The sequence below is a fragment of the Mesorhizobium erdmanii genome, assembly GCF_013170725.1.
Taxonomy (GTDB): Bacteria; Pseudomonadota; Alphaproteobacteria; order Rhizobiales; family Rhizobiaceae; genus Mesorhizobium; species Mesorhizobium erdmanii.
Genome location: NZ_CP033361.1, coordinates 4,071,764 through 4,084,431 on the forward strand (window position 1 = coordinate 4,071,764; position 12,668 = coordinate 4,084,431).

Annotated in this window: 12 protein-coding genes; 2 read left to right on the forward strand and 10 right to left on the reverse strand. The window is 63.1% G+C overall.

The genetic code is table 11. From position 1 onward, the window contains the following. Nucleotides 1–118: 118 nt before the first annotated feature. From ntrC to dusB, 3 genes are read right to left on the reverse strand one after another with little or no spacing between them, the layout of a single operon-like run. Nucleotides 119–1,579, reverse strand: coding sequence for a nitrogen regulation protein NR(I) (ntrC, locus tag EB233_RS19735; protein ID WP_019858034.1), 1,461 nt, complete (start codon nucleotides 1,577–1,579; stop codon nucleotides 119–121). Then, nucleotides 1,576–2,718 (reverse strand): two-component system sensor histidine kinase NtrB, encoded by a 1,143-nt coding sequence (locus tag EB233_RS19740; protein WP_064988723.1) that lies wholly within the window; start codon nucleotides 2,716–2,718, stop codon nucleotides 1,576–1,578. The genes ntrC and EB233_RS19740 overlap by 4 nt, the downstream gene beginning before the upstream one ends. Continuing rightward, nucleotides 2,715–3,743: a tRNA dihydrouridine synthase DusB gene (dusB, locus tag EB233_RS19745; RefSeq protein ID WP_064988724.1), complete on the reverse strand. Its 1,029-nt coding sequence runs from the start codon at nucleotides 3,741–3,743 to the stop codon at nucleotides 2,715–2,717. The genes EB233_RS19740 and dusB overlap by 4 nt, the downstream gene beginning before the upstream one ends. A 242-nt stretch (nucleotides 3,744–3,985) precedes the next feature. Between dusB and EB233_RS19750 the strand changes: the two genes are divergently transcribed. Further along, nucleotides 3,986–5,224, forward strand: a complete 1,239-nt coding sequence (locus tag EB233_RS19750) for a bifunctional 2-C-methyl-D-erythritol 4-phosphate cytidylyltransferase/2-C-methyl-D-erythritol 2,4-cyclodiphosphate synthase (protein ID WP_064988725.1) — start codon at nucleotides 3,986–3,988, stop codon at nucleotides 5,222–5,224. Then, on the forward strand, nucleotides 5,221–5,703 hold the full coding sequence (locus EB233_RS19755) for a CinA family protein (protein ID WP_064988726.1): 483 nt from the start codon (nucleotides 5,221–5,223) through the stop codon (nucleotides 5,701–5,703). The genes EB233_RS19750 and EB233_RS19755 overlap by 4 nt, the downstream gene beginning before the upstream one ends. Before the next feature lie 15 nt (nucleotides 5,704–5,718). On the opposite strand, the gene EB233_RS19760 is transcribed toward EB233_RS19755, so the two are convergent. The 7 genes from EB233_RS19760 to EB233_RS19790 form a co-directional block, all read right to left on the reverse strand. Then, nucleotides 5,719–6,174: a type II toxin-antitoxin system RatA family toxin gene (locus EB233_RS19760; RefSeq protein WP_064988727.1), complete on the reverse strand. Its 456-nt coding sequence runs from the start codon at nucleotides 6,172–6,174 to the stop codon at nucleotides 5,719–5,721. 8 nt (nucleotides 6,175–6,182) lie between these two features. After that, nucleotides 6,183–7,148, reverse strand: coding sequence for a lipoyl synthase (gene lipA, locus EB233_RS19765; RefSeq protein ID WP_027054262.1), 966 nt, complete (start codon nucleotides 7,146–7,148; stop codon nucleotides 6,183–6,185). A 142-nt stretch (nucleotides 7,149–7,290) separates the two neighbouring features. After that, nucleotides 7,291–7,548, reverse strand: coding sequence for a GlsB/YeaQ/YmgE family stress response membrane protein (locus tag EB233_RS19770; RefSeq protein WP_027054263.1), 258 nt, complete (start codon nucleotides 7,546–7,548; stop codon nucleotides 7,291–7,293). A gap of 99 nt (nucleotides 7,549–7,647) precedes the next feature. Continuing rightward, a complete protein-coding gene (gene lpdA / locus EB233_RS19775) occupies nucleotides 7,648–9,096 on the reverse strand; it encodes a dihydrolipoyl dehydrogenase (RefSeq protein WP_064988860.1) in 1,449 nt (482 codons plus the stop codon). A 14-nt stretch (nucleotides 9,097–9,110) separates the two neighbouring features. Then, on the reverse strand, nucleotides 9,111–9,746 hold the full coding sequence (locus tag EB233_RS19780; protein WP_064988728.1) for an SGNH/GDSL hydrolase family protein: 636 nt from the start codon (nucleotides 9,744–9,746) through the stop codon (nucleotides 9,111–9,113). A 131-nt stretch (nucleotides 9,747–9,877) separates the two neighbouring features. Then, a complete protein-coding gene (locus EB233_RS19785) occupies nucleotides 9,878–11,239 on the reverse strand; it encodes a pyruvate dehydrogenase complex dihydrolipoamide acetyltransferase (RefSeq protein ID WP_171892245.1) in 1,362 nt (453 codons plus the stop codon). An 18-nt stretch (nucleotides 11,240–11,257) separates the two neighbouring features. After that, nucleotides 11,258–12,655 (reverse strand): pyruvate dehydrogenase complex E1 component subunit beta, encoded by a 1,398-nt coding sequence (locus EB233_RS19790; RefSeq protein ID WP_064991396.1) that lies wholly within the window; start codon nucleotides 12,653–12,655, stop codon nucleotides 11,258–11,260. Between the last annotated feature and the right edge of the window lie 13 nt (nucleotides 12,656–12,668).

Genomic DNA, 12,668 nt, shown 5'->3' on the forward strand with positions numbered 1-12,668 from the left:
GGAGCCAATGATTGCGTCCGATCTATGCAACGCATTGTGGCGATTATGCAACAAGTGTGACAATGGCGGAAATCTTTCGCCGCTCAGTCCCCTGAAAAAGAGTGCGTCAGATCGGCGTTCAGCCCGGCCGCGATGATTTATAGACGTTGACGCCCAGTTCGCGAATCTTCTTGCGCAGCGTGTTGCGGTTCAGCCCCAGCAGTTCGGCGGCCTTGATCTGGTTGCCGCGGGTTGCCGTCATCGAGGCCAGGACCAGCGGATATTCGACTTCGGACAGGATCCGCTGATAGAGGCCGGCGGGCGGCAATTCGCCGGCAAACGAGGCGAAATAGCGCTGCAGGAAATGCTCCACCGCCTGGCCGATGGAGAGGTCGTCGGGGATGAGGTTGCCGCCGCCGGGGACCACGGGGCGCTCGCCGGTCTTGAGTTCCGCCTCGATGATCTCGGCGGAAATCTCGTCCTGCGAATAGAGCGCCGCCAGCCGGCGAACGAGGTTTTCCAGTTCGCGCACATTGCCCGGCCAAGGGTAGCGCTTCATCAGTTCGATGCCGCCGGACGAGATGCGCTTGGTCTGTAGGCCTTCCATCTCGCCCAGCTTGAAGAAGTGACGCACGAGGTCGGGCACGTCCTCTGAACGCTCGCGCAATGCCGGCAGCCTGAGCGGCACGACATTGAGGCGATAGAACAGGTCTTCGCGGAACAAACCCTGGTTGATGAGCGTGCGCAAATCCTTGTTGGTGGCGGCGACGATGCGCACATCGGTCTTGATCGGCGTGCGGCCGCCGACGGTCGTGTATTCGCCCTGCTGCAGGACACGCAGCAGGCGGGTCTGCGCCTCCATCGGCATATCGCCGATCTCGTCGAGGAAAAGCGTGCCGCCCTCGGCCTGCTCGAAACGGCCGGTGGAGCGGTTCTGGGCGCCGGTGAAAGCGCCCTTCTCGTGACCGAACAATTCCGATTCGATCAAGTCGCGCGGGATCGCCGCCATGTTGATGGCGACGAATGGACCGCCGCGACGGCGGCCATATTCATGCAGCGCGCGTGCCACCAGTTCCTTGCCGGTGCCGGATTCGCCGGAGATCATCACCGTCAGGTCGGTCTGCATCATGCGCGCCAGCATGCGGTAGATGTCCTGCATGGCCGCCGAGCGGCCGACCAGCGGCATCGTTTCGGGCTGCTCATCCGGCCGCGCGTCGATCTTCGGCCGCCTCGGCTCCGACAGCGCCCGGTTGACGATGTTGAGCAACTCGGTCAGGTCGAACGGTTTTGGCAGATATTCATAAGCGCCGGTCTCGGATGCACGGATGGCCGTCATGAACGTGTTCTGGGCGCTCATGACGATGACGGGCAGCTCGGGCCGCGCCTTCTTGATGCGGGGCAGCATGTCGAAGGCGTTCTCGTCCGGCATGACCACGTCGGTGATGACGAGGTCGCCCTCGCCTGCCGCTACCCACCGCCACAAAGTCGAGGCATTGGAGGTGACGCGCACCTCGTGGCCGACGCGAGACAAAGCCTGATTGAGCACGGTGCGGATCGCCGCATCGTCATCGGCGACGAGAATATTGCCGCGAACGGTCATTTGCGGTCTCCTTCGCCGTCTTCATCGGCACCAAGCTGCGTTTCCTTCCAGGCCGGCATCAGGATGCGGAAGGTGGTTCCGCGTGGGGTCGATTCGCATTCGATGATGCCGCCATGCTCGCCGACGATCTTGGCAACAAGTGCCAGCCCCAGCCCCGAGCCATTCGGCTTGGTGGTGATGAAGGGATCGAACAGGATCGGCAGGATGTCCTCCGAGACGCCGGAGCCATTGTCGCGCACGCAGAACTCCAGCGGCAGCGAGACGCGGTCCTGCGTGCCCGGAACCGAAACGCGAATGCCGGGCCGGAAGGCGGTCGACAGCACGATCTCACCCTGCGGATCGCCGCCGATCGCCTCGGCGGCGTTCTTGACCAGGTTGAGGAACACCTGGATCAGTTGGTCGCGATTGGCGAACACCGGAGGCAATGATGGATCATAGTCCTCCAATATCTTGATTTTCTTTGCAAAACCATTCTTGGCGATCGCCTTCACATGGTCGAGTACGACATGGATGTTGACGGGATAGCGGTCGATCGGACGCTCGTCGGAAAAGACCTCCATGCGATCGACCAGCGAGACGATGCGATCGGTCTCGTCGGTGATCAGTCGGGTCAGCGCGCGGTCCTCATCGGAAGCGGACAGTTCGAGCAGTTGCGCGGCGCCACGAATGCCGGAGAGCGGGTTCTTGATCTCATGGGCGAGCATCGCCGCCAGGCCGGTCACCGAGCGCGCCGCGCCGCGATGCGTCATCTGGCGGTCGATCTTGTCGGCCATCGACCGCTCCTGGAACATGACCACGACGGAGCCCGGGAATTCCGGCACCGGCGCGACATAGAGATCGACGACCTTCTCGATGCCGAGGCGTGGCGACGACACATCGACCCGATACTCGTTGACCGGTGCCCGGCGTTCGCGCACCTGATCGACCAGCGTCAGCAGCGGGCTGCCGAAGGGGATCAACTTCGACAAAGTATTGCGCGCCAGCATGGTCGCGCTGGAGCGAAAAAAGTCCTCTGCATCGGCATTGGCGAAGGTGATGAAGCCTTCGTCGCTGATCATGATCACCGGGCGGCGGATCGTGTTGAGGACTATCTGGGCGGCATCAGCCATTTCAGACCCCTGGCCAGCGATAGCGTTCATGCGGCGCTCCGCAGGCTCAAGGGTTGCGGATCACGCGAGAAAACATTTCGCAGCGAGGCAATGACGCGGCCCGGCTCGAACGTGGTCAGGATGGCTTTTCGGTCGTCGTCGGCGACGCCAACGGCATGGCGATCGAGATACCAGCCGAGATGCTTGCGCGCCTGGCGCAAGCCGCTTTCGACGCCATAGAGCGCCAGCATGTCCTCGTAGTGGGCGACGACATAGTCGGCCAGAGCCGCGGGATCTCGCGGGACGTTGGTCGCCGTTTCGCCAGCAGCGGCGGTTGCGATGCCGCCGGCGACCCAGGGCGCGCCATAGTGCGCGCGGCCGACCATCACGGCATCGGCGCCGGATTGATCGAGAATGGCGGCGGCCTCGGCCGGGGAACAGACATCGCCATTGGCAACGACGGGAATCGACACCGCTTCCTTGACGCGGGCGATGGCGCGCCAGTCGGCCTTGCCCTGATAGAATTGGCAGCGCGTGCGGCCGTGCACCGTCACCATGCTGACACCCGCCTGCTCGGCGCGGCGCGCGAGGATGGGCGCATTGAGCGCAGCTTCGTCCCAACCGAGCCGCATCTTGACCGTCACCGGCACCTTGACCGCGCCGACCACGGCCTCGATCAGCGACAGCGCGTGATCGAGATCCAGCATCAATGCCGAGCCGGCATAGCCACCAGTGACCTTCTTGGCCGGGCAGCCCATGTTGATGTCGATGATGTCGGCACCCTCGCCCGCAGCCATGCGCGCGGCTTCGGCCATGTGCACGGCCTCACGGCCGGCGAGCTGCACCATATGGACGGGGAGGCCGGAATGACGTATGCGCAGGTCGAAGCCGGCCCTGCCCTTGGCGAGTTCGCCGCTCGCCACCATTTCGGACACGACCAAGCCGGCGCCATGAGCGTGGGCGCGCCGCCGGAAAGGCTCGTCAGTAATACCCGACATCGGCGCAAGGAATACGCGATTGCGGATTTCCACGCCGCCGACATCGAGAGGCGCGGCCAATTTGGCTGAGTTAACCATGCACAAAAACCAAGCACGTCCATTCGTTGCACATTCTCTAGCCATATCGGCCACAATGTGCAACGCGGAATGACGCCACATTAAGGCGCAATTGGGAAAAAGCCGCCCTTCGGTTTTTGCCGCGACCAGGGCATCGCGTATCCATCAAAACCGGCGAAGGACGCTTTTGAGTTCATATTTGACGCACGATCTTTTCGGAAAACCAATTACACTTTTGGGGATCGTGCGCTAAGCCAATCGCCATGACCGACGGAAGTGAAAACTCGAGCGCGACGGGTGGGGTTGCGGTGGTGATCGTCGCCGCCGGCCGCGGCGCTCGTGCCGGGCAGGCCAACGGACCCAAGCAGTACCAGAATATCGGCGGACGCGCCGTCATTGCGCATACGCTGGAGATGTTTCTCGCCCATCCGCGAACCGGCCGGATTGTCGTCGCCATCCATGCAGACGACCGCGAACTGTTTCAGCATGCGGCGGGCGGCCTCGTGAATGAGAACCAGGCTCGGCGTGTCATCACCGTCATTGGGGGGCCCACGCGTCAGGAGTCCGTCCGGCTCGGGTTGCTGGCGCTGAAAGACCACGCGCCTGACCAGGTTCTCATTCACGATGCCGTGCGCCCGTTCGTCGATGCGGACCTGATCGACCGCACCATCGCCGCCATCGGCGAGAACGAGGCGGCGTTGCCTGCCCTGCCCGTCGCCGACACGCTGAAGCGCGAGTCGGCGTCGGGCGCGGTCGCGGAAACCGTTTCCCGCAGCGGACTGCACGCGGCCCAGACACCGCAAGGTTTCCCCTACCGGCCGATCCTTGCGGCGCATGACAGGGCGCATCAATTGGGCAGAAAGGACTTCACCGACGATGCGGCCATCGCCGAATGGGCGCATATTCCAGTCCAACTCGTTCCGGGCTCGCCGGACAATGTCAAACTCACCTGGGCACGGGACATCGCCATGGCGCACGAGCGGCTTTCCAGCGAACGGCAACACTTCCCCGACATTCGCACCGGCAACGGCTACGACGTCCATGCCTTCGAACCCGGCGACCATGTCACCTTGTGCGGCGTCGCCATTCCGCATGACAAGAAACTCTCCGGCCATTCCGATGCCGATGTCGGCCTGCACGCTTTGACCGATGCACTGCTGGCGACTTGTGGTGATGGCGACATCGGCACGCATTTTCCGCCGTCCGACCCGCAGTGGAAGGGTGCAGCGTCGCGCATCTTCGTCGAACACGCGGCCAAAGTGGTGCGCGGGCGCGGCGGGCGCATCGCCAATGCCGACATCACACTGATATGCGAGGCGCCGCGCGTCGGCCCGCACCGCCAGGCAATGACATCGGCGCTATCGCGGATGCTGGGCATTTCCGCCGACCGCATCTCGATCAAGGCGACAACCAACGAGAAGCTCGGCTTCGTCGGCCGCGAGGAAGGCATTGCGGCGATCGCCACCGCCAGCGTGGTGTTTCCCGGAGAAGTGCCGGAATGAGCAACGCCGAACTCGCCATCGCCCTGCTTGGCGCCTGTCAGAAACGCGGCATCATGGTGGCGACGGCGGAAAGCTGTACCGGCGGCTTGATCATCGCCGCGCTCACCGACATTGCCGGCTCGTCGGCCGTGGTCGACCGCGGCTTCATCACCTATTCCAACGAAGCCAAGATGGAGATGCTCGGCGTTTCCGCCGCAACTCTCGACGCGCATGGCGCGGTGTCGCGCGAAACGGTGCTGGAGATGGCGGCCGGCGCGCTGGCGCATTCACGCGCGAGCCTCTCACTTGCCGTTACCGGCATTGCCGGCCCCGGCGGAGGGTCGGCGGACAAGCCGATCGGCCTGGTCTGGTTCGGGATCGCCCTGGCTGGCCGGCCTGAAGTCGCCGAGCGCCAGCTGTTCGGCCACAAGGGCCGCGAATTAATCCGCCACGAGACGGTGAGACACGCGCTGCAACTCGGCCTGCGCGCGCTGGACTGACAATCACAGTCCGGATCAGTTGGGGTTTGCGCCGTAGATCACGTCGGCGCGTTTCTCGAAGGCCTCGGAAAACATGCGGAAGCCGCGGTCGAACATCGTTCCCATCAGCACGCCGAGAATACGGCTCTTGAACTCGTAGTCGATGAAGAAGTGAACCTCGCAACCGCTATCGGTCGGGTCGAAGCGCCAGATATTGCTGAGGTATTTGAACGGCCCGTCGATGTATTTGACGTCGATGGTCTCTTCGTCGGGCTTCAGCAGCACCTGCGTGGTGAAGGTCTCGCGGATCGCCTTGTAGCCGATGCTCATATCGGCAACGAGAATGGTGCGCCCGTCGCGCTCCTTGCGCGAACGCACCGTCAGCGCTTCGCAAAGCGGCAGAAACTGCGGATAGGCCTCGATGTCGGCGACCAGCGCGAACATCTGCTGCGGCGTATGGGCAACGCGGCGGGTGGCTTCGAATTTCGGCATAAAACCGGCTAGAATGACTTCTGGAGTTGCGCTTCCCGCGCAGCGCGCAGCCGGGCGAAATCGTCGCCGGCATGGTGCGAGGAGCGTGTCAGCGGGCTCGATGCCACCAGCAGAAAGCCCTTGGTCCGACCGATCGTCTCGAAGGACTTGAACTCTTCGGGTGTGACGAAGCGGATCACCGGATGGTGCTTCTTCGACGGCTGCAGATATTGGCCGATGGTCATGAAGTCGACATTGGCCGAACGCAGATCATCCATCAGTTGCAGGATTTCGTTCCGCTCCTCGCCCAGGCCAACCATGATGCCGGACTTCGTGAAGATGGACGGATCGAGTTCCTTGACCCGCTGCAACAGCCGGATCGAATGGAAATAGCGGGCGCCCGGCCGGACCTTCAGATAGTTCGACGGAACGGTTTCGAGATTGTGGTTGAAGACGTCGGGCCTCGCTGCCACGACGATCTCCAGCGCGCCGTCCTTGCGCAGGAAATCGGGCGTCAGGATTTCGATCGTGGTCGACGGCGTCGCCGCCCGGATCGCCCGTATGACATCGGCGAAATGCTGCGCACCGCCATCGGCGAGATCATCGCGGTCGACCGAGGTGATGACGACGTGGGTCAGGCCCATTTGCTTTACCGCGTGTGCCACCCGCGCGGGCTCGTCGGGGTCGAGCGCGGTCGGAATACCGGTGGCGACATTGCAGAAGGCGCAGGCGCGCGTGCAGATCTCGCCCATGATCATGAAGGTGGCGTGCTTCTTTTCCCAGCACTCGCCGATATTCGGGCAACCCGCCTCTTCGCAGACCGTTACCAGCTTGTGGGATTTCACGATCTCGCGTGTCTCGGCATAGCCCTTTGAGACCGGCGCCTTGACGCGGATCCAGTCCGGCTTGCGCAACACCTCCTGGTCGGGCTTGTGCGCCTTCTCGGGATGCCGCAGCCGCGGCGCGTTGGCGATCGTGTCGAGGACAGTGACCATCTCAAACCCTGGCTCTTCTTGCGACCGCCTGTCTGCCGGCGATCGTCACTTTTACGTCATCTAGGACTTTTCGACACAAAGAAAAAGGCCGAGGCGGCGCATGCCGCCACAGCCGTTTTCGCATAGCCAGGAACGCTATCGACTAGCGACGCACCAGGCGACCGACCCAGATCAGCAGGCAGGCACCGATGAAGCCTGTGATCAGATAGGCGGTCCAGCCGACGCCGAACACGCCGATGTTGAGCGCCTGCAGGATGGCATTCAGCACCACCGCCCCAACGATGCCCATGATAATGTTCATGAAAATGCCGGTGTTGCTCTTCATGACCATTTCGGCGAACCAGCCTGCTAGGCCGCCGATGATGATGGCTGCGATCCAGCCCACGCCGTTCAAGTGCATATGCCTTCTCCTTGCGCATGTAAAAATGCATCTGGAAACGAACTGCCTTGCCGTCGAGATCCCGCAGCTTCCGCAGTTGAGTCTCCTGAAGCGAATCTATCACGCGTTCAAGGCGCGGCCATAGGCGTCGAGCACGCTTTCCTTCATCATTTCCGACAGCGTCGGATGCGGGAAGATGGTGTGCATCAGCTCTTCCTCGGTCGTTTCGAGGTTCATCGCCACGACAAAACCCTGGATCAGTTCGGTCACCTCGGCGCCGACCATATGAGCGCCGAGCAACTGGCCGGTCTTCTTGTCGAAGATGGTCTTGACGAAGCCCTGGTCCTCGCCAAGCGCGATCGCCTTGCCGTTGGCGGCGAACTGGAAGCGGCCGACGCGGATATCCTTGCCGTCGGCCTTGGCCTTCGCTTCAGTCAGGCCGACCGAGGCGACCTGCGGATTGCAGTAGGTGCAGCCGGGGATCTTGAGCTTGTCGATCGCGTGCACGCCGGGAAAGCTGGCGATCTTTTCGATGCAGACCACGCCCTCATGCTCGGCCTTGTGAGCAAGCATGGGCGGGCCGGCGACATCGCCGATGGCGTAGATACCCGGCACGTTCGTCTTGCCGTAACCGTCGACGACGACACAGCCGCGATCGGTCTTCACGCCAAGCGCTTCAAGGCCGAGGCCCTCGATATTGCCTTGCACACCGACGGCCGAGATCATGCGGTCGGCGGTGATCTTCTCGACCTTGCCGTCCTTCATCTCGACATGCGCGGTGACCGAGTTGGCCCCTTTCTCGACCTTGGTGACCTTGGCTTCGAGAATGATCTTCATGCCTTGCTTCTCGAACTGCTTCTGCGCGAATTTCGAGACCTCGGCGTCTTCGACCGGCATCACCGCCGGCAGCAGTTCGACAACCGTCACGTCGGCGCCCATGGTGCGGTAGAAGGAGGCGAATTCGATGCCGATGGCGCCCGAGCCCATCACCAGCAGCGACTTCGGCATTTCCTTCGGCACCATGGCCTCGAAATAGGTCCAGATCAGTCTGCCGTCCGGCTCGATGCCGGGCAGCGCGCGCGGCCGGGCGCCGGTCGCCAAGATGATGTGCTTGGCGGTGTAGGTGCCCCCGCCCTTGACGCCTTTCGGCACCGGCGGCTGCGGCTCCATCGGCTTCTTGGCCGTCTTGGAAACGACGATCTCACCAGGCTTGGAAAGCTTCGCCTCGCCCCAGATGACGTCGACCTTGTTCTTCTTCATCAGGAAGGCCACGCCGCCATTCAGCCTCAACGATACTTTTCGCGAACGGTCAACCACGGCCGCCGTGTCGGCGCTGATCTTGCCGCCTTCGAGCTTGAGGCCATAATCCTTCAGATGATCGGAATAGTGCATGATCTCGGCCGAGCGCAGCAGCGCCTTGGTCGGTATGCAGCCCCAGTTGAGGCAGATGCCGCCAAGATGCTCGCGCTCGACGATCGCCGTCTTGAAGCCAAGCTGGGCGGAACGCACCGCCGTGACATAGCCGCCGGGACCGGAGCCGATGATGATGACGTCGTAATTCTCAGCCACGGTTTTCTCCTTGATCACAATTCCAGCATGACGCGTACGACCGATGTCAGCGCCTTGCCGATGTTTCGCGTGTTTTCGGCGTCGAGATGGACGCCGTCGAGCGGCGTGGTCACCGCCACCGTACCGGCATCGAAGAAGCCGCAGCCGGCTTCGTCGGCGAGTGTCGCGTATTGCGGTGCAAGTAATTTCGAGGCGTCATCGCCGCCGGCGAACATCGCCTTGAAATCGGCATTCTCGGTCCGGGTGACAAGAGGCGGGGAAACGATCAGGATCTGCGGCGCGGCCCAGTTGAATGGATAGTCATGGCCACGCACGATGTCGATCAGCCGCTGGATGCCATACTTGGCTGCAACGGGGTTGCCGTGGATCCAGGGCTTCATGTCGTTGGCGCCGAGCATGATGACGATCAGGTCGATCGGGGCATGTGTCGCCAAAACCGTGGGCAACGTTTTGGCACCGTTGCGGTCGGCCCCGGCCATATGATCGTCGAAGGCGGTGGTGCGGCCATTGAGGCCATCGGCGATGACTTGCACGCCGCCACCGAGGCCAGCCTGCAGCACACTTGGCCAGCGGTCCTCAAGCGCATGACGGCCACCCTCGGCATTGTAGCCCCAAGTCAGCGAGTCGCCGTAGCAAAGCACCGTCTTCATGCGTTCAATCTGCCTTCATTTGAGCTACCCGCGCACCCGCCAGCGCACGACCGTCACAATGCCGCCCAGGACCAGAGAAAGCCGGAAGGCCCTGAAGGAGGTGAGGATGATCCGCACCGCCTTGCCCTTCCCTAGACCAGCATGCCCATCGGGTTCTCGATCAGCCGCTTGAAGGCGACCAGCAGTTCCGCGCCGAGGGCGCCATCGACGGCGCGATGGTCGGTCGACAGCGTCACCGACATGACGGTGGCGATCTTGATCTCGCCGTTCTTGACCACCGCCCGCTCTTCGCCCGCACCGACAGCCAGGATCGTCGCATGCGGCGGGTTGATGACTGCGGCGAAGTCTTTGATGCCGAACATGCCGAGATTGGAGACGGCCGTAGTGCCGCCCTGATATTCTTCCGGCTTCAGCTTGCGGCTGCGGGCGCGGCTCGCCAGATCCTTCATCTCGTTGGAGATGGTGGACAGCGTCTTTTCATCCGCATGCCGGATGATCGGCGTGATCAGGCCGCCGGGGATCGACACGGCAACGCCGACATCGGCATGCTTGTGCTTGACCATGGCGCTTTCGGTCCACGACGCATTGGCATCCGGCACCGCCTTCAAGGCCATAGCCATCGCCTTGATCACCATGTCGTTGACCGACAGCTTGTAGGCCGGGGCCTCGCCCTTATCCGTCTTCTTCATCGGAGCCGCCGCATTGATTTGTGTGCGCAGCGCCAGCAGTGCGTCAAGCTCGCAGTCGAGCGTCAGGTAGAAATGCGGAATGGTGGTCTTGGCCTCGACGAGGCGGCGCGCGATGGTTTTGCGCATGTTGTCGTGCGGGACGAGGACGTAGGAACCCTCCTCGAACAGCTTCAGCACCTGGTCGTCCGACATCGCCTTCACGGCAGGGGCGGCAGCAGCCGGAGCGCCCGCAGAAGCCTTGGCCGCGGGTGTCGCCTTGGCACCGCCGCCGGCAATCGCGGCATCGACATCGGCTTTCACCACACGGCCATGCGGGCCGGTGCCGGTCACGGCAGATACGTCGACCCCGGCTTCCTTGGCGATGCGGCGTGCGAGCGGCGAAGCGAAGGTGCGCTCGCCGACTGCATGACCATTGGCGGCCGGAGCCGTCTCTGCCTTCGGAGCGGCCGCGGCAGCAGGTTCGGCCTTTGGCGCCTCGGCCTTGGGAGCCTCGACTTTCGGCGCCTCGGCCTTCGCGGGCGCAGCACCGCCGCCGCTTTTCGCTGCGGCGCCCGCGTCCTCGCCCTCGGCCGCAAGCACGGCGATCAGAGCATTGACCTTGACGCCTTCGGTGCCGGCGGGAACGACGAGCTTGGCGACCGTCCCCTCATCAACGGCCTCGACCTCCATCGTCGCCTTGTCGGTCTCGATCTCGGCGATGACATCGCCCGGCGAAACCTTGTCGCCTTCCTTGACCAGCCACTTCGACAGATTGCCCTCTTCCATCGTGGGGGAGAGCGCCGGCATGGTGATGTTGATTGGCATTTTGTCCTCCCGCCCGGTTCAGCGATATGCGACGGCTTTGACCGCCTCGATGACCTCGCCGACATTCGGCAGCGCCAGCTTCTCGAGGTTTGCCGCATAAGGCATCGGCACGTCCTTGCCGGCAATGGTGATGACCGGCGCGTCGAGGAAATCGAAGGCGCGCTGCGAAACCTGGTTGGCGATATGGTCGCCGACCGAGCTCTGCGGGAAGCCTTCCTCGACCACGACCAAACGGTTGGTCTTCTTGACCGAGGCGATGATCGTGTCGAGGTCGAGCGGGCGGATGGTCCTGAGATCGATGATCTCGGCGTCGATGCCCAGACCGCGCAGTTCCGCCTCCGCCTTCACCGCATAGGTCATGCCGATACCGAACGAGACGATGGTGACGTCCTTGCCTTGCTTGTGGATGCGCGCCTTGCCGATCGGCAGCACGAAATCATCGAGCTTCGGCACGTCGAAGGACTGGCCGTAGAGGATCTCGTTCTCGAGGAAGATGATCGGGTTCGGATCGCGGATCGCCGCCTTCAGCAACCCCTTGGCGTCGGCTGCCGTATACGGCATCACCACCTTCAGGCCCGGAATGTGGCTGTACCAGGCGGCATAGCACTGCGAATGCTGGGCGGCGACGCGGGCGGCAGCCCCGTTCGGTCCGCGGAACACGATCGGCGCGCCCATCTGGCCGCCCGACATATAGAGCGTCTTGGCGGCCGAGTTGATGATCTGGTCGATCGCCTGCATGGCGAAGTTGAAGGTCATGAATTCGACGATCGGCTTCAGGCCGGCCATAGCAGCGCCAACGCCGACGCCCGCAAAACCATGCTCGGTGATCGGCGTGTCGACGACGCGACGCGGTCCGAACTCCTGCAGAAGGCCTTGGGTGATCTTGTAGGCGCCCTGGTATTCGGCGACCTCCTCGCCCATGATGAAGACATCGCCGTCGCGGCGCATTTCCTCGGCCATGGCATCGCGCAGCGCTTCGCGCACCGTGGTCGAGACCATTTCCGTGCCGGCCGGAATGTCGGGATCGGCGGCGATTTCGGTTTTCGGCGCGGCCGCGACCGGGGCGGAGGCTGGCTTCGCAGCCTCCACCTTCTCCTCGGCTGGAGCCTCGGCCTTCGCAGGCGCTTCCGCCTTGGCGGGAGCAGCGGACTTGCCGACATCGGCGGCGCTTTCACCGTCTTGCAGCAGAACCGCGATCGGCGTGTTGACCTTGACGCCTTCGGTGCCGGCGGCGATCAGGATCTTTCCAATCGTGCCTTCATCGACGGCTTCGACTTCCATCGTCGCCTTGTCGGTTTCGATCTCGGCGATGACGTCGCCGGCGACGACCTTGTCGCCCTCGTTCTTCAACCACTTGGAAAGATTGCCCTCTTCCATGGTCGGCGAGAGAGCGGGCATGAGAATTTCGATCGGCATGTCCTCGCCCTCC